We start from the raw sequence: 21,025 nt of genomic DNA, 5'->3' as shown, positions 1-21,025 counted from the left end.
CCCGAAGGGGCTGACCACGCCGTGGGGCTCAGCTCCGGGACGCGGGAGTTCCGATGCTCTCACGCAGGCGGGACAAGAGCCTCCGGGCCACATCCAGCTCCGCCCGACAGCGGTCCAGGCGCTCCGCCATGTCCGCGACGTCGCCCGCGTCCGCGCGCAACTCGATGTCCCGGCACTGCATCTCCAGCGCCGCCGCACCGAACCACGCGGCGTTGGACTTGAGGGTGTGCGCGGCCCGGCTGAGGTCATCCAGCAGCCCATGCCGCAGGGCCGTGTACGCGTCGTCGAGCAGCGCCGGCATGCTGTGCAGCGCGGTGTCGATGAGCTCCGGGAGGATGTTCACCGCCTGGGTGCCCAGCTCCCGCCACAGTCGCGCCAGCGCGGCGGACTGCAGGCCGGGGATGCGCGCCGCCACCGGGACGATATCCTCGTCGAGCGGCGCCTCCACGAGCGTGCCACGCTCCGCCCGCGCGCGTGTGCCTCCCTGCGGACGCGGCGTCTGACAGCGCACCAGCGCGGCCGTCAGCGCCTCCACGCGGATGGGCTTGGCGAGGAAGTCATCCATCCCCGCCTCGAAGCACTGCTCCCGGTCCGAGTCCATCGCGTTGGCCGTCATCGCGATGACCCACGGTTGCACGTTGGGCGGCAGCTCCTGGCGCAGCCGACGCGTGGCCTCCAGCCCGTCCATCTCCGGCATCTGGAGGTCCATGAGCACCACGTCGAAGCGCTGGCGCATGGCCCACTGGACGGCTTCCCGTCCGTTGGACGCCGCCTGCACCGGGTAGCCCAGCCGGTCCAACATCAGGCTGGCCAGCCGCTGATTGGTGGGGTTGTCCTCCACCAGCAGGATGCGCAACGGCACCCGGTCTCCCGGACGGTCCCTGGGAGCGGGCGCCCCGGAGGGAGCGGTCTCCGCGCGGACGCGGGCCACGTCCCGCGAGAAGCAGGACATCAACGTGTCGTGGAGCTGAGAGGCTTTCATCGGGCGGGACAGCACCCCTGAGAAGAGGCCCGGCGGTGGCACCGCGCGACGACCGGGCGAGGTGAGCAGCAACAACGGCAGCGAGCGGAGGTCGTCCCGCTCACGGATGCGCGCCGCGAGCGAGGGCCCGTCCAGCCCCGGCATCTGGTGGTCGATGAGCACGACGTCGAAGCCCGCGCCCGGCTGGAGCTTCGCCAGCGCCTCCATCCCCGAGCCCGCCTCCACCGGCACCGCGCCCCAGGACTGGAGCTGCCGTCCCAGCAGCCTCCGGTTGATGGCGTTGTCGTCGACGATGAGCACCCGGCGGCCCTGCAGCAGCGGCTGGTCCGCGCGCAGATACCCCGCCGTCGTCTGCGGCGCGGCCTGCACCGTGAGCGCGAAGTGGAACGTGGCGCCCCGTCCCACCACGCCCTCGCTCTCCACCCAGATGCGCCCGCCCATCGCCTCCACCAGGCGCTTGGAGATGGCGAGCCCCAGGCCCGTCCCACCGAACTTGCGCGTCACCGAGACGTCGAGCTGGTTGAAGGGCTGGAAGAGCCCCTTCTGCATCTCCGCGGAGATGCCGGGCCCCGTGTCCTGCACGGAGAAGGTGAGCTCCCAGGGGGAGTCGGGCGCCTCGGTGCGGCGCGCGCCGTCCACGGAGACGACGGCGCCCCCGGACTCGGTGAACTTGAGCGCGTTGCCCACCAGGTTGAGCAGCACCTGCCGCAGTCGCGAGGCATCCCCCATCACCACCTGCGGCACCTTCGGCGAGATGTCCGCGCCCAGATCCAACCCCTTCTCGCTGGCGCGCACCGCGAGCAGGTCCAGCACCGACTCCACGCACTGCCGCAGGTCGAACGGGTGCAGGTCCGTCTCGAACCGGCCCGCTTCAATCTTGGAGAAGTCCAGCACGTCGTTGAGCAGGGTGAGCAACGCCTCGCTGCTCTGACGGATGGTGGAGATGAACTCCCGCTGCTCCCCTGTCAGGTGCGTGTCCAGCATCAGCCCCGTCATGCCGATGATGGCGTTCATCGGCGTGCGAATCTCGTGGCTCATCGTCGCCAGGAACAAGCTCTTGGCCTGGTTGGCGGACTCCGCCGCCTGGCGCGCGCGCTGGAGGTCGGTGATGTCGTGGTAGATGGCGATGAAGCCCAGCTGCCGACCACCCACCGACACCGGCAACGCGAGCAGCTCCACGTCGACGATGGTGTGGTCCTTGCGCAGCCGCCGGGTGACGGAGTGCACGCGGCCTCGCTGCGTCACGTCCCGCTGCGCCTTCTTCGCCTCGGGCAGGACGGTCTCCTCCGTGGCGACCAGGTCGAAGATGTGCTTGCCCAGCGCTTCCTGCGGCGTGTAGCCGAAGAGCCGCTCAGCGGCGGGGTTCCACGACAGGACGATGAACTGGCGGGTGATGGTGACGATGGCCACCGGGCTGTTGCGCACCACCGCCTCGAAGAACTCCTTCTGCTGGCGGATGGAGGCCTCCACCTCCAGGCTGCCGCGCATGTCCTGGAGCAGGAGCACCCAGCCCAGCGGCGTGCCCTGCGCATCCACCTGCGTCAGCGTCTGCACGCGCAGGTAGTACGCCGGCCCCGAGCCTCCCGGACGCTGCCCCGCCAGCTCCGTCTCATACGGCGTGTCGGGCGAGCCTCGCGTGTCCGGGGGACGCCAGCCCGACAACAGCCGCGTCACCGCCATGCCCACCAGCTCCGCGCGAGGTCCGAAGATGCGCTCCGCGGCGCGGTTGACCTCCTGGATGAGCTGCGCGGCGTCGAGCACGAGCACCGCGTCGCGCGCGTGCTCGAAGACGGTGGAATGTGCGCTGGACGCCAGGTCGGACACAGTTCCCCTTCCCGCCGCGAGTGTAGGTCAGCCCGGCCCCCCGTCACTATTTAGGGGCACTCGAACAGCAGAGGGCTCGTGGGCCGGCCCTTTCCCCCTGCGTGTCCCGGGTCCTCCCTGGGTGAACCCGGCCGGTCGCGACGTCGCCACCTTCGCGGCCCGGCCTCTGCCTGGCTCCTTGCCGCCCCGTCAGCGGCTGGTCCACCACGCCTTGAACTGGCTCCAGGAGATCTTCCCCGTGCGGTCCGTGTCGACGATGTCGACGGCGATCTCCAGCTCCTCGTCGGTGACGTTCTGACCGAGTGCCTCCAGCAGCCGCGCGAACTCGGCGCGCTCGATGCTGCCGGTGCGGTTGCGGTCATAGCGCTGGAAGATGTCGAGCAGCTCGTTGCCGGAGCTGGTCAGCTCATCCACCGCCGCGTGCGCGGGCGCCAGGGGCTGGATGCCCGCGGACGAGGTCTCCACCTCCTCGACGAAGGGCGAGCCCGTGGCCGGGCGCTCATCCCAGGCGACGGCGATGACCTCCGCGGAGGGCGGTGCCTCGGGCGTCTTCCGGGAGTCCTCGCGCGGAGGGGAACGAGGTGTCGTCGGATTCCTCGTGGGCTTCTTCGCGACGCTCGCAGGAGCGGAGGTCGTCTTCGCGGAACTCGCACGCGCGGACGTGGACGTCGCGGCGCTCTTGCGCGTCGCCACCTTCTTCGTGGCGCTCTTGCGCGTCGCCGCCTTCTTCGTGGCGCTCTTGCGAGTCGCCGCCTTCTTCGTGGCGCTCTTGCGAGTCGCGCTCTTCTTCGCCGGGGCCTTGCGAGCCGCGCCCTTCTTCGCGGCGCTCTTTCGAGTCGCGCTCTTCTTCGCGGGCGCCTTCCGTACCGCGCCCTTCTTCGTCGCGGTCTTCTTTGGAGTGGAGGCGCGCCGGGATGACTTCTTCGCAGCACTGGACTTGCGTTTCTTCGTCGCCATGGGTGACTCCTCCTGGGCGGCGCGCATCGTAGCGCTCTCCCGGTGCGGGTCGGCAGTCCCCTGTGTGCAGGTGCTTGCGAGCCCTCCGACTCGCGCCCGGGTGCCCGGACAGCGACGCGGGGGCCCGCACCCGACCTCCTTGGAGGCCCGACGAGGTGGCTTGCCGACGCCCGCCTGCCTGTCGGTCCGCCGCCAGGTCGCCTGGTACCCGGCCTCTTTTGGCGGCCCCGAGTTCAAGGCCTTGGCCTCTGGGACAAGGTCTGGAATGACTCACCTGCTCCGGCGTCCCCTTGATACCCTGGAACCCTGGCGGACAAACTGTTAGCAGGCCGAGCGTCGGCCCCCCTGACTGCTCCCGGGGATATCGCGGTAGCAAGAGGGCCCCGCCAGATGTTCACATGCCACCGCGCGCTGCGAGCAGGGCCGCACCGCGTGCATTCCGTGACACCCGCCCGAGCCCCAGAAGGACTTCCGCCTCTGAATGAATGACTCGCTAGAGACCCTCCTCGCCGACGGAATCATCGAGGCCGTCATCGGCCAGTTGAAGACCGGTAAGGAAGCGGAGGTGTGGCTGGTCCAGCACGCCGGGCAGGTAGTCGCAGCCAAATTGTACAAGCAGCGCCACGAGCGGAACTTCCGCAACAACGTGGGCTATCGGGAAGGGCGCGAGGTGCGCAACTCCCGGACGCGTCGCGCCATGGAGAAGGGCAGTCGCTTCGGCCAGGCGGCCTCCGAGGAGGCGTGGAAGAGCGCCGAGGCGGACTCGCTCTACAAGCTGCACGGCCAAGGGGGCGTGCGCGTACCGACGCCGGTGATGTTCTACGAGGGCATCCTGCTGATGGAGCTGGTGCTCGACGCGCAGGGCCAACCCGCGCCCCGGCTGGTGGAGGCGCCCCCGGCGACGCCCGAGGAAGCGCAGGCGATGTACGAGGACCTTCGGGCCCAGGTGGTCAGCATGCTGTGCGCCGACCTCATCCATGGGGACCTGTCGCCCTACAACGTCCTGATGAGCTACGCGGGGCCGACCATCATCGACTTTCCGCAGACCATCGCCGCCGCGCGCAACAACCGCGCGGAGTTCTACTTCCGGCGCGACCTGGACAACCTGCGCGAGTTCCTCGCGGGCATCGCGCCCTGGTTGCAGCACGGCGCCTCGGGTGACGCGGGCGAAATCTGGGCGGCGTACAACAAGCGTGAGCTGACGCCGGACTTCGTCCCGTCCGGGAACTTCCGAGACTCGAAGCGTCGCGCGGGCCCGGGTGCCGGACGTCCGGACGCGCGCATGGATGGCAGACGTCGCGACTTCCAGCCGCAGCCGGTGGAAGTGCTGCCCGAGCCGCCCAAGGCCCCCATGACGCCCGAGGAGGCCGAAGAGGCCGAGCTGCGCGAACTGGAGGCCCTGGTGCTTCGCCAGGGAGGTGGCGAGCGGAGCAGGCCTCCGGCGTCTCCGCCGCAGCGAGGAGGACGTCGCGGACCGGGTCGTTCACCGCCGCGCTCCGGCAACAACCGCCCCAGTGCTCCGGCCTCCGCGCCGCGGAGCGGTGGTGCGAGTGCCGCTCGCCCGCCCCAGGGTGGAGCGCAGGCAGGTGGACCTCGCACCGGTCCGGCTGAGCAGCGTGGGGGTCCGCGTGCGCCTCAGGCCGAGCAGCGTGGAGGTCCTCGCTCGCCGCAGGTCGAGCAGCGGGGAGGTCCACGTTCGCCTCAAGTCGAGCAGCGTGGAGGCCCGCGTTCGCCTCAAGTCGAGCAGCGTGGAGGCCCGCGTTCTCCGCAGGCCGAGCAACGTGGAGGTCCGCGCTCGCCTCAAGTCGAGCAGCGCGGTGGGCCACGTTCGCCGCAGGTCGAGCAGCGTGGGAGTCCAGGTTCGCCACAGGTCGAGCAGCGTGGAGGTCCTCGTTCGCTCCAGGTCGAGCAGCGTGGGAGTCCAGGTTCGCCACAGGTCGAGCAGCGTGCCTCGGGTGACTCGCGCAATGGCGGCCCGCGCGCCGCGCAGCGCGAGCCCCGTAACGGCGCGTCAGGCCGTACCGCGGGAGACTCTCGTGGCGGATACGCACGTGCCTCCGATGATTCGCGCAATGGCGGCCCGCGTGCCTCGGGGGACGAGCAGAGCGTCAGTGGCGATCAGCGCAACGGGGACGCACCTCGCAATGGTCGCCCTCGCGCCTCGGATGATTCGCGCAACAGCGGTTCGCGTGCGACTGGCGGCGAGCAGCACAACGGCGATGCGCACTTCGCGGAGGATGCGCGCAATGGCAACCCGCGCGCTCGCGGCGGTGAGCAGCGCAACGGTAGCCCGCACCTCGCGGAGGATTCGCGCGGCAACGGCCCGCGCGCATCGGATGAATCGCGCAACGGCAATCCACGCACCCGTGGTGGTGAGCAGCGCAACGGCGCTCCACGCACTTCGGACGATTCGCGCAACGGCCCGCGCTTCTCGGACAACTCGCGCAACGGCGCTCCACGCGCTTCGGACGAGTCGCACAACGGCCCGCGCGGCTCGGACGAGTCGCACAACGGCTCGCGCTTCTCGGATGACTCGCGCAACGGGCCGCCTGCCTCGGACAATTCGCGCAACGGGGGCCCTCGTGCCGCGGGGAACTCACGCAACGGAGGGTCGCGCGGCCATCCCGCCGAGCAGCCCGCCGACCCGTCTCCGTCGACCTCAGGCTCGCAGCACAACAGGACTGCTCGCGGCCCAGCACGTGAACAGCCTGGTGAGGACGCCTCGCGCCCTGTCGCGGGAGAGCAGCGCCGAGGCAATCCCCGCATCGCGCAGGGTGAGCCACGCAATGGAGGACCTCGCGGCGCCCAGGGTGAATCGCGCAACGGCTCCCGCACCTCGCAGGGTGACTCGCGCAACGGCAGCTCTCGTCCTCCGTATGAGCAGCCCTCCGCGCCGAACGGACGTCATGGCAACGAGGTCCGGGCCGGTGGCGAGAGCCCCTTCCCTGACACCGAACAGCGCGGCGGCAACCGCAGGGGCTCCCAGCCCCTCGTGGAGACCCGCTCCGCGAACAACGCACCTGACGCCAGCTCTGGCGGCAACACGCCGCGCGAGCCTCGGCAGAATGGTCCCCGCCAGCAGCGCTCCCCCCAGAATCGGAGCGGTGGCCCCCGTGGGCCTCGCGGGGGTCCCCAGGTGAGCTACGTCGCCCGCTCCAACAACCCTTCGGACTCGGGCCCGACCGAAACGGGCTCCTGAGCTCCCGTCGACATCCAGGCCCGGTGAGCAGTTCACCTCACCGGGCCCCCGCGAACACCGACGGTGGGCCCCGGCTCACCCCACGCGAACGACGACCTTGCCGAAGTGCGCTCCGCTCTTGAGGTGATGAAACGCCTCCACCGCCTCGTCGAAGGCGAAGACGCGGTCCACCACGGGACGCACCGTGTGCTGCGAGAAGGCGCGCAGCAGCGCCTCGAAGCCCTGGCGATGCCCCACCAGGATTCCCTGCACCCGCAGGTTCTGCATCAGGATGGACGTCAGCGGCACCGAGCCCGCGCCGCCGCTCAGCACGCCGATGACGGACACCGTGCCTCCGGGCCGCACCGCGCGCAGTGACTTCTCGAACGTCCCCGCTCCGCCCACCTCCACCACGTGGTCCACGCCCACGTTCCCCGTGAGCGCCCGCGCCGCCTTGTCCCAGTCCGGCGTCTTCACGTAGTTGATGACGTCGTGCGCCCCCAGCGCCCGCGCCCGCTCCAGCTTGTCGTCGCGACTGGAGGTGATGATGACGCGCGCGCCCATCAGCTTCGCGATCTGCAACGCGAAGATGGAGACCCCACCCGTCCCCTGCAGCAACACCACGTCGCCTGCCTTCAACGCGCCATAGGTCACCAGCGCGCTCCAGGCCGTGAGCGCCGCGCATGGCAACGTGGCCGCCTCCTCATCCGACAGATACGCGGGCGTCGGCACCACGCCGTCCTCGTGAAGCACCATCGTGTCCCCGAGCGCTCCGTCCAGCGGCCCTCCCAGGGTGTTCTGCTGCGCCGTGCGCGTCGGCTCGCCCGAGGGCCACGCCTGCGAGAAGAGACCCACCACCCGGTCCCCCGGCTTCACGCGCGTGACACCCTGCCCCACCGCGTCCACCACCCCCGCGCCATCGGAGTTGGGGATCAGCGGCAGCTTCTGCCTCGGGTTGTAGCGACCCTCCACCATCATCAGGTCGCGGTAGTTGAGGCTCGTCGCCTTCACCCTCACCCGCACCTGGAACGGGCCCGGCGTGGGGTCCGGCCGCTCACCCAGCACCAGCTTGTCCAACCCGAATCCGTCTCGAATCTCGTAGGCCCGCATGGGTCGCGTTCTACCGCGCCCACGCCCCAGGGTGGGAGTCGCGCTCGCACGCGGAGGACGCCTACACTCCCTGCCTCACCGTGCACGCCCTCCTCCTCACCTGCGCGCTGCTGGCCTCCGCGCCCGGCCCTCGCTTTCCCCAGGGCACCGCGCGCATGGAGGTCGGCCCCGCACCGCACGGACTCCCCGACTGGAGCGTCCAGCGCTGCGCGGAGTGCCACGCACCCCAGGTAGAGGCCTGGAAGCGCAGCGGCCACGCCACCGCGCGCACGGACGATGTCTTCCAGGTCGCCATCACCGAGGACCGGCCCGCCTGGTGCGTCCAATGTCACGCCCCCCTCGCACGCAACCTGGAGCGAGGCGCGCTCCCCGCCGACAGTCCGCCCGAGGAACACGGCGTCACCTGCGCGGGCTGCCACGCGCCCCTCGGCGACGCGAAGGCCGCGCCCGCGATGCCCTGCGCGGGCTGCCACCAGTTCGGCTTCCCCGTGCTCCAGGACGACGGCCAGCGCGTCCGGCTTTCCGACACCCAGTGGCAACAGGACACCGTGGGCGAATGGAGCCGGTGGCGAAAGCAGACGGGCGACAGCCGCCACTGCGCGAGCTGTCACATGCCGGGCGGCGACCATGGCCTGGGAGGCACCCGTCGCACCGAGTCCCTGAAGGCCGCGCTCGTCGTGGAGGCCATGGACGGCGCGCTCCTGCTCTCCACGCGCGACGTGGGGCACGCCTTCCCCTCGGGTGACGTCATGCGCTGGGTCAGCGTGGAGGTCTCCGACCATCCCCTCTTCGAGTCCTCGCGCACCGTGGCCACGCTGGGCCGCCGCCTGGAAACGCGCCCCTGGCCTCCCGAGACACTGCCGCACCTGGGCGCAGTCGAGGACACGCGGCTGCTTCCGGGCTCGCCTCGTCGCATCCGACTGCCTGCTGGCGCGCGCTATGCCCGCGTCGTCTACCACCTGGTGTCCCGCGAGCAGGAAGACTCGGGACTCTATCCCCCGGGCCTCTCACGGCTGGTGCTGTGGGCCGCGCCCCTTCCGCCTTCTCGTACACCCCTGGAGCGCAAGCCATGATTCTCCTGTCGCTCATCCTCGCCGCCGCGCCGCCGGTCCTCCTGGAGCCCGACGCGGGCACCGCCCACCGCCTGCATCCGCGCCGCGTGACGGCGTCCTCCTTCCTTGAGAACGGCTGGAACAAGCACGCCCAGAACTATCTCCCCCTCTACGTCGCCGACGACGACCCGGCCACCGCCTGGGTCGAGGGCGCCAAGGGAACCGGCGTGGGCGAGGCGATTGAGTGGTGGGGCCCGGAACTGACGCGCGCGAAAGCCTTCCGCGTGTTCCTGCGCAACGGCTACCAGAAGACGGAGAAGCTCTACCGGGCCAACGCCCGGCCCAAGGCAGTGAAGCTGGAGCCGCTCGGCCAGGGAGAGACGGGTCCGCAGACGACGGGCACCGCCGTGGAGGTGGAGCTGAAGGACGTGCTCGGCTGGCAGGAAGTCCGCCTGCCCGTGCCCGCCAAGGTCCAGGGCGTGCGGCTCACCCTCGTCTCCACCTATCCCGGCGCGTCGTACGACGACACCTGCCTGAGCGACCTGCGCGTGTACGTGGAGGGCGAGGACCCCTACAAGGCGGAGATGGAGACGGCCGCCTTCGAGCAGGTGCGCGCCTACGCGTACGAGCGGAAGCTGGCCGCCGCGCGCAACGACACGCAGGCGAAGCTCGAGTGGGCGGCGCACTACGACTCCGAGGACCTCTTCATCCAGAAGAACACCGAGGAGCAGGAGAACTTCCTCTACGCGCAGGAGCGCACCCCCACGAAATGGCTGGCCGCGGTGCCGGAGAAGAAGGCCTGGAGCGCGCAGCTCGCTCGCGCGAAGGCGGTGGCGGCCCTGTTCGAGCGCGCCGACCTCAACCGAAGCGGCAAGGACTCCGAGGCACGCGCGCAGTGGCTTCGCGTGAAACCCGCGCAGTTGCGCCCCCAGCGGGCCGCCGCGACCTCGGCCCTGTCCTTCATGGAGGACCCCGGACTCGTGCGCGTCGCCGGACTGCTGCACCTGGCGGACGCGGCCTTCTTCGAGGCCGATGCGACCCAGGCCCAGATGCACGCGAAGATCTCCAGCACCCGCAAGTCGGAGGCCCGCGCGCTCGCCGCCTGCGTCAAGCAGTGCGAGGCGGACAATCCGGGAGAGAAGGCCTCCGCGGACGAGTCAGTCTCTCGCTGTGAATACATGTGCATGGGTTACGAGGAAGGGAACCTGAGCACCCGGAGCGAGCAGCTCACGCACCAGCTCACCGGCGGCGAATACGTCCAGGGCACGCTCGCCAAACCCACCGCCTTCCTGCGCGGGCTCAGCGAGGAGAACGGCAACCGCGAGTCGTGGATCAACTTCCGCCAGACGCTCGTCACCTACTCGGGCGACAAGGCCGACACGGTGCTCATCATGGGAAACAAGAGACTGGAGGATGGTGACGACCCCATCTACCTGCACGTGCTCGACTGGCGCGAGGCCAAGGGCAAGGCGAAGCTGAGCACCATCACCACCTTCATCATCGGCATGGAGTCGGTGCGCGTCCTGCGCTACGTGGCCGCCACCAACGCCTGAGCCCCCAGCCGCGCCACGGCCTGGCGGGGGGTGAGGATGACGAAGGGCAGCTCGCGCCGGTCCGCCATCGACAGCACGCGCTTGTCCTTGCTCACCAACCACGCGGCCCCGGCCCGGGCGGCCAGGAGGAGGAACTTCTGGTCGTCCCGGTCCTTGCATCGAGGCAGCTCCAGCGCAGGCCCTGACGCGTCCGGCGGGAGCAGCTTCACGCTCGCCCGGTAGCGTTCGAGGGCCGTCTTCCGGCCCTCCATGTTTCGCCCCGGCAGGAAGTGGCGCGACGCCAGCACGAAGCCCAGCTCCGCCAGCGTCGCGTCCTCCGCCCACGCCACCAGGGTGCCCGCCTCCAGCGCCGTGTGGAGCACGCGCAGCGCGGGGTCCTCGAAGACGTACAGGTCCAGGACGACATTGGTGTCGAGCACCACGGGAAGCGGGGAGGCCAATGGGGACATTCAGGTTCCTGGAGGCCGAGGTATGCTCGTCCTGCACTGCGTGAGGGGTGGATGGAACTACAGCTTTTGAAGTGTCCGGGTTGTGGCGCGAAGCTCCCGCCCCCGTCCTCGCCGAATGGCATCCTCACCTGTGACTACTGCGGTGCCATGGTATCCGCGAAGGGCGCGGCCATCTGGCCCAAGCCCGCTCGCCCCGCGGACGACCCGCCCTTCGCTCCGGACCGGCCTCGCGTCACCGTGGCGAACACGCGCTACGTGCTGCTCGGACGCCTGGGCCGGGGTGACGGCAGTGACGTGTTCCTCGCGCGCCGCGACTCGCGCATCACCGAGTTGGTGGTGCTCAAGGTGGCCCGCGCCCTCGTCGACAAGGATTTGCTCGCCCACGAGTACGAAGTGCTGGAGGACCTGCAGCGCACCAACGCCCAGGGCGCCGAGTACTTCACGCGCCTGCTCCCCCAGCCCGTGGCGCGCGGCACCGTGAAGGACCCGGAGGGCATCGCCCGCGCGGCGCTGGTGTACCGCTGGACGAGCGGCTTCCAGCACACCTTCTCCGAGCTGCGCGAGGTGTACCCCGACGGTGTCGACCCGCGCGCCGCGGTGTGGATGTGGAAGCGCGCGCTGGAGCTGTTGGGCTTCGTGCATCGCGCGGGCTACACCCACGGCGCGGTGCTGCCGCCCCACCTGCTCGTCCAACCCAGAGACCACGGCTTGATGCTGGTCGGCTGGTCCAGCGCCGGAAAGATTCGCAACCTTCAGTCCCTGGTCGCCACCAGCGCGTCGCACCGGGACTTCTATTTCGATGCGATGTGGGACGGAAAAGGCGTGCCCACTCCGGCGTCGGACGTGGCGATGTGCGCGCGCTCCATCGCCTGGGTGCTCGGTGGAGACCCGGCGACGGGCTCGGTGCCGTCGCACGTGCCGGCGCCCCTGGCGGAGCTGCTGCGCGCGCAGCACACGACCTCGGGAGGAAGTGGACTGGAGGTCGATGCGTGGAGCGTGAAGGAGTTGGTGTCCGCCGCCGCGCAAGAGGCCTTCGGTCCGCCGAGTTACGTTCCCTTCACCCTGCCTGGGTGGCGTTGAGCGCGGCCTGGCCGCGCGTGGAAGGAGAGTCGAGCCATGGGTTACGGGAGCTACAGCCACGCGGCACACGCGGCCTTCACCCGGGCGCGTGAGGAAGTCCCCCGCCAGCGCGTCTTCAAGCAGGAGCGCTGTCATCCGCTGATGGACCCGCACGGCGTGAAGTGGCGGGAGAGTCGCGACAGCGAAGCGCATTCCAAGTCGCTGGGCATCGTCTTCGCCCTCGACGTGACGGGCTCCATGGGCTCCATCCCGGAGCTGCTCGCGCGGCGCCGGCTGCCCGACTTCATGAAGTCGCTGATGGACGTGGGCATCCCCGACCCGCAGGTGCTCTTCATGGCGGTGGGCGACGCGAACAGCGACCACGCTCCGCTCCAGGTGGGCCAGTTCGAGTCCTCCGAGCGGCAGATGGACCAGTGGCTGACGTCCAGCTACCTGGAAGGCGGCGGCGGCACGCCCGGCACCGAGTCCTACGAGTTGGGCATGTACTTCGCCGCGCGCCACACGGACCTGGACTGCTGGCGCAAGCGCAAGCACCGGGGCTACTTCTTCATGACGGGCGACGAGCGCCCCTACGGGTACGTCTCCCGCAAGCAGGTCGCGTCCCTCATCGGCGACACGCTGGACGAGGACCTGCCCGTGCGACAGGTGGTGGAGGAGCTCCAGGTCGGCTTCGAGCCGTTCTTCCTCATCCCCGACCTCGCTCGCCGTCGCAACTGCGAGCGGGAGTGGCGGGAGCTGCTCGGGGACCGCGTCATCTGCATGGAGGACCCCAGCGACACGGTGGATGTCGCGTCAAGCCTCGTGGGCCTGTGCGAGGGCGCCATCCCCGACCTGGACGCGCTGGCCCGACATCTGGAGAAGGGTGGACTGGAGCGGGCCCGACGCGGCGCCGTCATCCGCGCGCTGACCTCCTTCGCCGCGACGCTGGGGAGAGACGGGACGCCGCAGCCTCGGCTGGAGGATGAGCCGGTGCCGACGAATGACTACAACTCCGGTCACCGGCGCATCCCCGGCCCCCGGCGCAGCCCTCTCGACGAGCGATGAAGGCGCCCCGCTCGGCCCACGTCGTCGTCGACCTCGGCTTCGGCGACGCGGGCAAGGGCACGCTCACGGACTGGCTGGTGCGACGGCATGACGCGCGCCTCGTCGTGCGCTTCAACGGAGGCGCGCAAGCGGGCCACAACGTCGTCACCGATGACGGTCGGCACCACACCTTCTCGCAGCTCGGCGCGGGCTCCTTCGTCCCTGGCGTCGCCACGCATCTGGCGCACTCCACCGTCTTCCATCCGCTGGCTCTTCATGTGGAAGCGCAGTACCTCGCGGACAGCGGTGTGCCGGACGGATTGGCGCGCGTGACGGTGAGTGAGCGTGCTCGCGTCATCACTCCGTTCCATCAAGCCATCGGCCGGCTGCGCGAATTGAGCCGAGGCGCGAATCGACATGGCACCTGCGGCGTGGGCGTGGGCGAGACGGTGCGAGATGCGCTCGCGCATCCTGAAGCTACCGTCCTCGCTGGAGACCTGTGTCGGCCGGCGGTCCTGTTGAGAAAGGCTCGCGCCGCGCAGGAGCGACTCCGCGCGGAGGATGTCGACGTGCGGCACTCCGCCCTGGGCCATCCCGACGCCGCGCAGGAGCTGGCGTTGCTGGAGGACTCCGACATCCCATCGCGATGGGTGGAGGCCGTGCACGTCATCCATCCCGAGCAGCGCGTGGTGGGCGACGACTGGCTCGGTGCACAGCTGCGCCAGGGCCACACCGTCTTTGAAGGCGCGCAGGGCGTCCTCCTGGATGAGTGGCGCGGCTTCCATCCCCACACCACCTGGAGCACCTGCACCTTCGAGCCGGCCCTGGCGCTGCTGCGCGAGCAGGGCTTTGACGGTGACGTGCATCGCCTCGGCGTGCTTCGCGCCTATGCCACGCGCCACGGAGAAGGGCCCTTCCCCACCGAGGAGCCGTCGCTCGCGCCCTCCGTACCCGAGCCTCACAACACCGCCGAGGGCTGGCAGGGCGGCTTCCGTGTGGGCGCGTTCGATGCGGTCCTCGGACGCTATGCGCTCCAGGTCTGCGGCGGCGTGGACTCGCTCGCCGTGACGCATGTGGACAGGCTCACCCCGCACTGGTCCGTGTGCTCCGCGTACCACGCACCTCCAGGCCCCCCGGAAGACGAGGCCCTCGTGCTGCGCGACGCGGCCGGTCGCATCACCGCGCTACGCCCCGGCGCGGCCCAGGACCTCGCCTGGCAGGCACGCCTCACCGCGGCGCTCGCCCGCTGTACTCCCGAGCAGACGACGCTTGAGCTGGGAGACACCGCCGACACCCGGACGCAGCGCTTCGTCACCTGGGTGGAGGCGAACCTGGGCGTGCGCGTCTCGGTGACGTCCCAGGGCCCCCGGGCCCGGGACAAGCGCTCCCGGGGCTGACGAGGGCGCGCCGTCCGGGCTAGCTTCGGAGCGCCGCGACGTACCTTCGCGGTGTCACCACCGAGGGGGTCGAGCAACCATGGGTTACGGGAGTTACAGCCACAAGGCACATGAGGCGATGACGCGGGCTCGCAGCGAGCTTCCGCCTCAGGAAGTGTTCAAGCAGCGCGCCTGCCATCCCCAGATGGACCCCCTGGGGGTGAAGTTCCGTGAGAGCCGCGACAGCGCGGCGCATCCGAACTCGCTCGCCGTCGTCATGGCGCTCGACGTGACGGGCTCCATGGGCAACATCCCCGAAATCCTCGCGCGCCAGACGTTCCCCTCCTTCATGAAGGACCTGATGGAGGCGGGCATCCCCGACCCGCAGGTGCTCTTCATGGCCGTGGGTGACGCGTTCTTCGACCGCGCCCCGCTCCAAGTGGGCCAGTTCGAGTCGTCCGAGAACCAGTTGGACCAGTGGCTCACCTGGATGTTCCTGGAGCGCGGCGGTGGCTCGAACCCCGGCGAGTCGTACGAGCTGGGCATGTACTTCGCCGCCGAGCACACCGCGATGGACTGCTTCGAGAAGCGCGGGAAGAAGGGCTACTTCTTCATGACGGGTGACGAGCCCGCCCTGGACAAGGTGTCCATGGCCCAGGCGAAAGGCCTCATCGGCGACTCCCTCGACAAGGACATGCCCATCGCCCAGACCGTCCAACGGCTGGAGCGCACGTTCCACCCGTTCTTCCTCATCCCGGACCAGCGGCGTCGGGGCTACTGCGAGGCGTACTGGCGCAACGTCATGGGGGACAGGGTCATCTGCATGGACGACGCGGTGGATACCTGTGACGTGGCCGCCGCCCTCGTGGCCCTCACCGAGCGCGCCGTCCCCCACCTCGACGCCGTCGCCAAGCGACTGCGGGACGGAGGCAAGTCCCCCGAGCGGGTGAAGGGCATCCTCCGGGCCCTGGAGCCCTGGGCCCAGAAGCTGCGGACCACGACGTAGGACAGTGTCGGCCGAGGCTCTTTCCCACGGAGCCTCGCGCCGTGATACCCCGAAGCCGTGAGTGAATCCTTCGACCGGCTCGGACTGTCCAAAGCCACCCTCGGCGCCCTGCGCCGGGTGCGCTTCACGCAGCCCACTCCCATCCAATCCCAGGCGATTCCCCCGGCCCTCTCGGGCAAGGACATCATCGGCTGTGCGGCCACCGGCACGGGCAAGACGGCCGCCTATGTGCTGCCCCTCGTGGAGCGCTTCCACAGCAAGAAGGGCACGCTCGGCCTGGTGCTCGCCCCCACCCGCGAGCTCATCCAGCAGATCTCCGAGCCCGTGCAGGTCTTCGCCGAGGCCCGCGGCCTGACGCACACCGTGGTCATCGGCGGCGAGGACATGGGCGCCCAGGTGGAGGCGCTCAAGGCCCAGCCCACCTTCGTGCTCGCCACGCCTGGCCGCCTGGTGGACCTGCTGGAGAACGGGATGGTGGACTTCAGCAAGCTGGAGGCCCTGGTGCTCGACGAGGCGGACCGGATGCTCGACATGGGCTTCTTCCCGCAACTCGAGCGCATCTTCGAGGCCCTGCCCCGCCGTCGGCAGACGCTGCTGTTCTCCGCGACGCTGGGGCCGGACGTCACCGAGTTCGCCCGCGAGCGGCTGTACCGTCCCGTGCGCGTGGAGGTGACTCGCAGCGGCACTCCCGCCGAGCGGGCCGAGCAGCGGCTCTACGTCGTCAAGCCGGAGGAGAAGTCCGCGCTGCTGCTGACGCTGCTCGCGGAGGACGAGGCCACCGCGCTCGTCTTCGCCAAGACGAAGGAGCGGGCGGACAAGGTGCTGCGCACCCTCCAGCGCGCGGGCCACAAGAGCGCGGTGCTGCACGCGGACCGGACGCAGAACCAGCGTCGCCAGGCGATGGAGGGCTTCCGCAAGGGGACCTACCGGTGCCTCGTCGCCACGGACATCGCCGCGCGCGGCCTGGACGTGGAGGACGTGGGACAGGTCATCAACTACGACTTGCCCCACTCCCCCGAGGACTACGTGCACCGCATCGGCCGCACCGCGCGCGCGCAGGCCAGCGGCGTGGCCTCCACCTTCGCCACGTCCAAGGACAAGGCCGTCGTCGCGCAAATCGAGCGCATCATGCGCGGGCAGATTCCCCGCGTGCAGGTGCCTCGCGACTCCCCCGTGTTCCGGGAGGCGTGGAACCAGTTCGTCGCCTCGCAGAAGGACCCGGGCCCGCCTCAGCAGGACTCGGAGGCGCCGCCCCAGCGCGAGCAGCGACAGCCCGCGGGACGCCACGCGCGGACGCATCGCAAGCAGCGCTGAGCGGGCAGCGGGCCCGAGGCAGTGACTCGCTCCTTCAAGGGGACGCGGGGCGCTCCCGGGCCAGCTCCTCACGGAAGAAGGCGCTGCCCTTCGCGAGCTCCGCCATGTAGCCGCGCACGTCCTCGCGCGCCTCGTCGGACAGCTTCGCGAAGGGAATCACGTGCATGTCCGGCACGTAGCGGAACGTCAGGTTGATGCGCCGCGTGCGGAAGTCCGGCAGCTTCGGCGCCAGGTCATGTCCGTCGCGCGTGTCCACGCGCTGCACCCGGTGGAACGTCTCCTCCTTCCACCGCGTCCCGCCGAACAGCTCCAGCGAGCCGTCATCCAGCCACTGCTCCAGCACCACCGCGTCGCGCTCACCGGGCCGCGAGGACGTGACGAACTGGATGAGTGCCCGCTCGCCGAAGGACAGCGAGGCCACCGGCCCCGGCTCGAAGTCCTTGTGCTCGCCCACCCGCGCCGTGTCCACCCAGCGGTCCTCTTCCAGCCGGCTGCCGTAGAAGTTCACCAGACAGGTGTTGAGGTGCCAGCCCTTGGGCATGTCCGGGCCCCGGAACATGCGCCGCGCCAGCGCCTCGATTTTGTCCACCTGGCGCTGGAGGACTGACGGGAAGGGCTCCGCCTTCACGCACCGGTTCAAGAGGCCCTTCGGAGGGCGGTAGTAGTCCAGGCACGCGAACTGCCAGTTCCCCAGCCAGTACACCGGCCGCAGGAGGCGCCGCTGCTGCTGCCCCGGCGGGGGTGGGAAGTGCTTGGAGTAGCGCTCCTCCCACAGCGGGTGGAGGCCCCCGAGCCAGCTCAGGATGTCCGTCCGGTCCACGGCGGACAGGAAGCTCGCGTTGTAGTGGTGACCCGGAGTGCGCTGGCGGGCCTTGTGGGCCAGCGAGGGGCCACGGCGGGGGGGAAGGGCCATGGGCGGCCCCGTGCTACCACACCCGCTCGGGTCCGCAGCGCCTGTTGCGCAATCCGGACAACCCGGGTGTTGGTAGGGAGGCCGGAAATTCAGAAACCCACCATGTCCGAAGATCGCCTCCACTCGCTGTACCGCACCTACGGGCCCGCCCTGTATGCCCGCTGTCGGCAGATTCTGGGCGACGACGCCGCGGCGGCGGACGCGGCCCAGGAGACCTTCCTTCGCCTGCACCGCCAGCTGGACCGCGCCCCCGACGCCCACCATGCCCTCGCGTGGATCTACCGCGTGGCCACCAACTACTGCCTCAACCAGGCCCGCGACAGGCGCCGCCGCGCCGTGCCCGTCGGAGACCTGCCCGAGACTCCGGGCGTCGATGCCGAGCGCCTCCTGGAGAGCCGGGACCTCGCTCGCCGCCTCATCTCCACCGCGCCCCCCAAGGTGGCCGAGGTCGCCTGGCTGCACCTCGCCGATGGGATGACCCAGGACGAGGTGGCCCAGGTGCTCGGTATCTCCCGTCGCACCGTCGTCAACCGGCTCGCAGACTTCCACCGGCACGCGCACGCGCTCGCCGGGAGGCCCCCCTCATGATGAATGCCGCCCCCTCCCATGTCTCCAGCCTCAAGCTGGACGCCCTCGCGATGGATGCGCTCTCCCCCCAGGAGCGCGATGCCACCCAGGCCCACCTGGACGCCTGTCTCACCTGTCGCACCCGCGCGGAGGAGCTGGCGTCGCACCGCCGGCACTTCACGGCGTACGTCCTTCCCCGCGCTGACCGGCTCCCCACGCGCGTGTCCCCCTGGGGGCCTCGCTGGCGGTGGTGGGCCCCCGCCCTCGCCCTGTCCTCGGCCGTGGTGCTGCTGCTCGTGCTCGTCGCGGTGCCCAGGCCGCCCGAGGAGCCTCAGTACGCCCTCAAGGGAGGCGCGGCGCTCCAGCTCTTCGCTCACAGGGGCGAGCGCACCTGGAAGGTGGAGGAAGGCGAGGCGCTGGCCCCCGGTGACCAGGTGCGCTTCGTCGTCGAGGGGCTGGGATTGCCCTACGTGCTCGTGGTGTCGGTGGATGGGGCGGGACAGGTGAGCACCTACTTCCCCTTTGGTGGCACCGAGAGCGGCCTCTTGCCCTCGCGCGGGATGCCGCTGGAGATTCCGGGGAGCGTGGTGCTCGACAGCGCACCGGGCCCCGAGCGAGTGTTCGCCCTGTTCTCTCGCAAGCCCCTGTCGTTCGAGTCCGTGGCTCCCGCTCTGCGTGAGCTGTCGGCCGGAGGGGCTGACGTCATCCGGGACCGCGCGCGGTTGCCGGTTCCCGCCGGGGCGCAGGCCTCCTTCCTCTTCGAGAAGACCCAGCCGTGATGACCTCCATCCGCTGCTTCCTCCTCGCCCTCCTTGTCTGCGCCACCTCTCCCGCCGAGGCGGGGACGCGGCGCATCGCGGTGCTGGTGGGCCACAACGTGGGCAGCGGTGAGCGACCTCCTCTGCGGTACGCCGAGGCCGACGCCGTCAAGCTCGCTGGCGTGCTCTCCGAGCTGGGGGACGTGCCGACCTCGGACCTCATGGTCCTGCAGGGCCAGGACCTGACCACGGTGCGCGCCGCGTTGGACGCCGCGACGAAGAAGGTGGACTCGCTGCGCGGCCTGCCGGACACGCGGGTGGTGTTGCTCTTCTACTTCTCGGGGCACTCGGATGGCGTGGCCCTGGAGCTGGGCACGGAGCGCTTGTTGTATGCGGACCTGCGGCGGTGGCTGGACGCGACGCACGCGGATGTGCGGCTCGCCATCGTCGACAGCTGCCGCAGCGGCGCGCTGCTGCGCTTCAAGGGGGGACGTCCGGGCCCCTCGTTCGAGCTGCGCTTGACGGACGAGGTGCACAGCACCGGCCATGCGCTGCTCACCTCCAGCGCGGAGGACGAGCTGGCGCTGGAGTCTCGCGAGGTGGGCGGCTCGCTCTTCACGCACCATCTGGTGTCCGGGTTGCGCGGGGCGGCGGATGCTTCCGGCGATGGACTGGTGACGCTGGCGGAGGCGTATCAGTACGCGTATGCGCATACCGTCTCCGCCACGGCGGACGTGCTGACGGGCGCGCAGCATCCCGCGTATGACTACCGGCTGACGGGCAAGGGCGAGCTCATCCTCACGCAGCTTCCCAGCCCGGGCACGGCGCTGGAGCTGCCCAACGACTTCGAGCGCGCGTTGCTGCTGCGCCCCGGCCGGGGACAGGTGCTCGCGGAGCTGGGGCCGGGCGCGGTGCCTCGGCTCGCGGTGCCTCCTGGCGACTACGAGCTGCGGGCGTGGCGGGCGGGCAAGCAGCACCAGGCCACCTTGCGCGCGCCGGCGGGCCAGGTGCTGAAGGTGCGGTGGGAGGATTTGCAGCCCGTGGCACCCGCGTCCAGCGTGGGTGGCACGAAGGGGGGCGAGGACCCCGCGCCCCGGACGGCCGTGTCGGCCTCGCCCGAGGAGTGGAACTGGCCGGAGTCACCGTCGGAGACGCCGGTGAAACCCAGGCAGACGTCGGGGGCGCAGTCGGACAAGAAGGTGCCGCCGGAGGAGCCTCGGCCCTGGGAGACGGCCACCCTGCGTCGGGCCATGGAGGAGGCGGCGGCGATGGCCTTGGTGACGCCCGTTTCGACTCCGGAGCCAGCCGCGGCGCTCGCCGCCGAGCAGCCGGTGCTGGAGCAGGCCCTGCCGCCGCCGCCGCTGCCCATGTCTCGCCCGCCAGGCCCTTCCGGCCCCCGTGAGGTGAGCCTGGCGGTGGGCGTGCGCCACTCGGCGCTCGAGGTGGGTGGAGCCTTGCTGGCGTTCCGGCTGGAGACCACTCGGGCCGAGGCGAGCGGAATGACGTTCTCGCTCCAGATGGGCCAGGGCCCGCAGGAAGAGAACCGCGAGTTCATCACCGGGTTCGGCGTGGGCTACGCGTGGCGGAAGCGGTCGCGCATCGTGGAGTTCGCCGGAGGTGTCGAGGCGAGCTTGCAGCTCGTCGTGCAGTCCAAGTCCGGCAACACGGGGTGGACGGTGGGGCCGGCTGTCGCGCCCATGGCGTCCATCTCCATGTACCTCATGCCGGAGCTGGCGCTGAGCCTTGGAGGGCGGCTGCCCCTGGCCGTCCTGCGCGTGAACGACTTCTCCGAGGTGAAGTTCCTGCCCAGCCTGGAGCTGGGCGTGAAGACCCGCTTCTGACGAAGCGCCCGTGGGAGATGCCTGCGGACGACCCCTCCGAGG

The 21,025-nt window shown here is 70.5% G+C and carries 16 protein-coding genes; 11 read left to right on the top strand and 5 right to left on the bottom strand.

Annotation, left to right across the window (positions count from 1 at the left end; genetic code table 11):
- Nucleotides 1–28: 28 nt before the first annotated feature.
- Nucleotides 29–2,806, bottom strand: coding sequence for a response regulator (locus tag LZ199_RS38110; protein ID WP_253998711.1), 2,778 nt, complete (start codon nucleotides 2,804–2,806; stop codon nucleotides 29–31).
- A gap of 189 nt (nucleotides 2,807–2,995) precedes the next feature.
- Nucleotides 2,996–3,763 (bottom strand): EF-hand domain-containing protein, encoded by a 768-nt coding sequence (locus LZ199_RS38105; protein WP_253998710.1) that lies wholly within the window; start codon nucleotides 3,761–3,763, stop codon nucleotides 2,996–2,998.
- Nucleotides 3,764–4,244: 481 nt separating this feature from the next.
- On the opposite strand from LZ199_RS38105, the gene LZ199_RS38100 reads away from it, so the two are divergent.
- The gene (locus tag LZ199_RS38100; RefSeq protein WP_253998709.1) at nucleotides 4,245–6,962 is read left to right on the top strand and encodes an RIO1 family regulatory kinase/ATPase domain-containing protein; all 2,718 of its coding nucleotides are present in this window, start codon (nucleotides 4,245–4,247) and stop codon (nucleotides 6,960–6,962) included.
- A 75-nt stretch (nucleotides 6,963–7,037) separates the two neighbouring features.
- Here the strand turns inward: LZ199_RS38100 and LZ199_RS38095 are convergent, their stop codons facing one another.
- Nucleotides 7,038–8,051, bottom strand: coding sequence for a zinc-dependent alcohol dehydrogenase family protein (locus tag LZ199_RS38095; protein WP_253998708.1), 1,014 nt, complete (start codon nucleotides 8,049–8,051; stop codon nucleotides 7,038–7,040).
- 80 nt (nucleotides 8,052–8,131) lie between these two features.
- Between LZ199_RS38095 and LZ199_RS38090 the strand changes: the two genes are divergently transcribed.
- Nucleotides 8,132–9,124: a cytochrome c family protein gene (locus tag LZ199_RS38090; RefSeq protein WP_253998707.1), complete on the top strand. Its 993-nt coding sequence runs from the start codon at nucleotides 8,132–8,134 to the stop codon at nucleotides 9,122–9,124.
- On the top strand, nucleotides 9,121–10,656 hold the full coding sequence (locus LZ199_RS38085; protein ID WP_253998706.1) for an NADase-type glycan-binding domain-containing protein: 1,536 nt from the start codon (nucleotides 9,121–9,123) through the stop codon (nucleotides 10,654–10,656). Before LZ199_RS38090 ends, LZ199_RS38085 begins: the two co-directional genes overlap by 4 nt.
- On the opposite strand, the gene LZ199_RS38080 is transcribed toward LZ199_RS38085, so the two are convergent.
- Nucleotides 10,632–11,105 carry a PIN domain-containing protein gene (locus LZ199_RS38080; protein ID WP_253998705.1) on the bottom strand — a complete coding sequence of 158 codons (474 nt, stop codon included), beginning with the start codon at nucleotides 11,103–11,105 and terminating at the stop codon, nucleotides 10,632–10,634. The genes LZ199_RS38085 and LZ199_RS38080 overlap by 25 nt on opposite strands.
- Before the next feature lie 51 nt (nucleotides 11,106–11,156).
- Here LZ199_RS38080 and LZ199_RS38075 point away from each other — a divergent pair, with 51 nt between their 5' ends.
- The 5 genes from LZ199_RS38075 (at nucleotide 11,157) to LZ199_RS38055 (ending at nucleotide 16,904) form a co-directional block, all read left to right on the top strand.
- Nucleotides 11,157–12,185, top strand: coding sequence for a serine/threonine-protein kinase (locus LZ199_RS38075; RefSeq protein WP_253998704.1), 1,029 nt, complete (start codon nucleotides 11,157–11,159; stop codon nucleotides 12,183–12,185).
- Between the two features lie 36 nt (nucleotides 12,186–12,221).
- Nucleotides 12,222–13,229 (top strand): VWA domain-containing protein, encoded by a 1,008-nt coding sequence (locus LZ199_RS38070; RefSeq protein ID WP_253998703.1) that lies wholly within the window; start codon nucleotides 12,222–12,224, stop codon nucleotides 13,227–13,229.
- Complete coding sequence (locus LZ199_RS38065) at nucleotides 13,226–14,605, top strand: adenylosuccinate synthetase (protein ID WP_253998702.1); 1,380 nt, start codon at nucleotides 13,226–13,228, stop codon at nucleotides 14,603–14,605. The genes LZ199_RS38070 and LZ199_RS38065 overlap by 4 nt, the downstream gene beginning before the upstream one ends.
- A 79-nt stretch (nucleotides 14,606–14,684) precedes the next feature.
- Nucleotides 14,685–15,590, top strand: coding sequence for a VWA domain-containing protein (locus LZ199_RS38060; protein WP_253998701.1), 906 nt, complete (start codon nucleotides 14,685–14,687; stop codon nucleotides 15,588–15,590).
- Nucleotides 15,591–15,647: 57 nt separating this feature from the next.
- A complete protein-coding gene (locus LZ199_RS38055; protein ID WP_253998700.1) occupies nucleotides 15,648–16,904 on the top strand; it encodes a DEAD/DEAH box helicase in 1,257 nt (418 codons plus the stop codon).
- A gap of 34 nt (nucleotides 16,905–16,938) precedes the next feature.
- On the opposite strand, the gene LZ199_RS38050 is transcribed toward LZ199_RS38055, so the two are convergent.
- Nucleotides 16,939–17,817 (bottom strand): alpha-ketoglutarate-dependent dioxygenase AlkB, encoded by an 879-nt coding sequence (locus tag LZ199_RS38050; RefSeq protein ID WP_253998699.1) that lies wholly within the window; start codon nucleotides 17,815–17,817, stop codon nucleotides 16,939–16,941.
- A 102-nt stretch (nucleotides 17,818–17,919) separates the two neighbouring features.
- On the opposite strand from LZ199_RS38050, the gene LZ199_RS38045 reads away from it, so the two are divergent.
- From LZ199_RS38045 to LZ199_RS38035, 3 genes are read left to right on the top strand one after another with little or no spacing between them, the layout of a single operon-like run.
- Entirely contained in the window at nucleotides 17,920–18,405 is a 486-nt protein-coding gene (locus LZ199_RS38045) for an RNA polymerase sigma factor (protein WP_253998698.1), read from the top strand.
- The gene (locus tag LZ199_RS38040) at nucleotides 18,402–19,163 is read left to right on the top strand and encodes a DUF4384 domain-containing protein (RefSeq protein ID WP_253998697.1); all 762 of its coding nucleotides are present in this window, start codon (nucleotides 18,402–18,404) and stop codon (nucleotides 19,161–19,163) included. Before LZ199_RS38045 ends, LZ199_RS38040 begins: the two co-directional genes overlap by 4 nt.
- Nucleotides 19,163–20,983, top strand: coding sequence for a caspase family protein (locus LZ199_RS38035; protein WP_253998739.1), 1,821 nt, complete (start codon nucleotides 19,163–19,165; stop codon nucleotides 20,981–20,983). The genes LZ199_RS38040 and LZ199_RS38035 overlap by 1 nt, the downstream gene beginning before the upstream one ends.
- The last annotated feature ends 42 nt before the right edge of the window (nucleotides 20,984–21,025 follow it).

This window comes from Myxococcus qinghaiensis (genome assembly GCF_024198215.1).
Lineage (GTDB): Bacteria > Myxococcota > Myxococcia > Myxococcales > Myxococcaceae > Myxococcus > Myxococcus qinghaiensis.
The sequence above is the reverse complement of the archived record's forward strand: the minus strand, read 5'-3'. Positions and strand labels throughout refer to the sequence as shown.

Excerpts from the sequence above, each read along its gene's own strand:
- LZ199_RS38050 (WP_253998699.1), bottom strand. The coding sequence starts at position 17,817 with ATGGCCCTTCCCCCCCGCCGTGGCCCCTCGCTGGCCCACAAGGCCCGC.
- LZ199_RS38095 (WP_253998708.1), bottom strand. The coding sequence starts at position 8,051 with ATGCGGGCCTACGAGATTCGAGACGGATTCGGGTTGGACAAGCTGGTG.
- LZ199_RS38060 (WP_253998701.1), top strand. The coding sequence starts at position 14,685 with ATGGGTTACGGGAGTTACAGCCACAAGGCACATGAGGCGATGACGCGG.
- LZ199_RS38075 (WP_253998704.1), top strand. The coding sequence starts at position 11,157 with ATGGAACTACAGCTTTTGAAGTGTCCGGGTTGTGGCGCGAAGCTCCCG.
- LZ199_RS38070 (WP_253998703.1), top strand. The coding sequence starts at position 12,222 with ATGGGTTACGGGAGCTACAGCCACGCGGCACACGCGGCCTTCACCCGG.
- LZ199_RS38040 (WP_253998697.1), top strand. The coding sequence starts at position 18,402 with ATGATGAATGCCGCCCCCTCCCATGTCTCCAGCCTCAAGCTGGACGCC.
- LZ199_RS38085 (WP_253998706.1), top strand. The coding sequence starts at position 9,121 with ATGATTCTCCTGTCGCTCATCCTCGCCGCCGCGCCGCCGGTCCTCCTG.
- LZ199_RS38045 (WP_253998698.1), top strand. The coding sequence starts at position 17,920 with ATGTCCGAAGATCGCCTCCACTCGCTGTACCGCACCTACGGGCCCGCC.
- LZ199_RS38065 (WP_253998702.1), top strand. The coding sequence starts at position 13,226 with ATGAAGGCGCCCCGCTCGGCCCACGTCGTCGTCGACCTCGGCTTCGGC.
- LZ199_RS38105 (WP_253998710.1), bottom strand. The coding sequence starts at position 3,763 with ATGGCGACGAAGAAACGCAAGTCCAGTGCTGCGAAGAAGTCATCCCGG.
- LZ199_RS38035 (WP_253998739.1), top strand. The coding sequence starts at position 19,163 with ATGACCTCCATCCGCTGCTTCCTCCTCGCCCTCCTTGTCTGCGCCACC.
- LZ199_RS38100 (WP_253998709.1), top strand. The coding sequence starts at position 4,245 with ATGAATGACTCGCTAGAGACCCTCCTCGCCGACGGAATCATCGAGGCC.
- LZ199_RS38080 (WP_253998705.1), bottom strand. The coding sequence starts at position 11,105 with ATGTCCCCATTGGCCTCCCCGCTTCCCGTGGTGCTCGACACCAATGTC.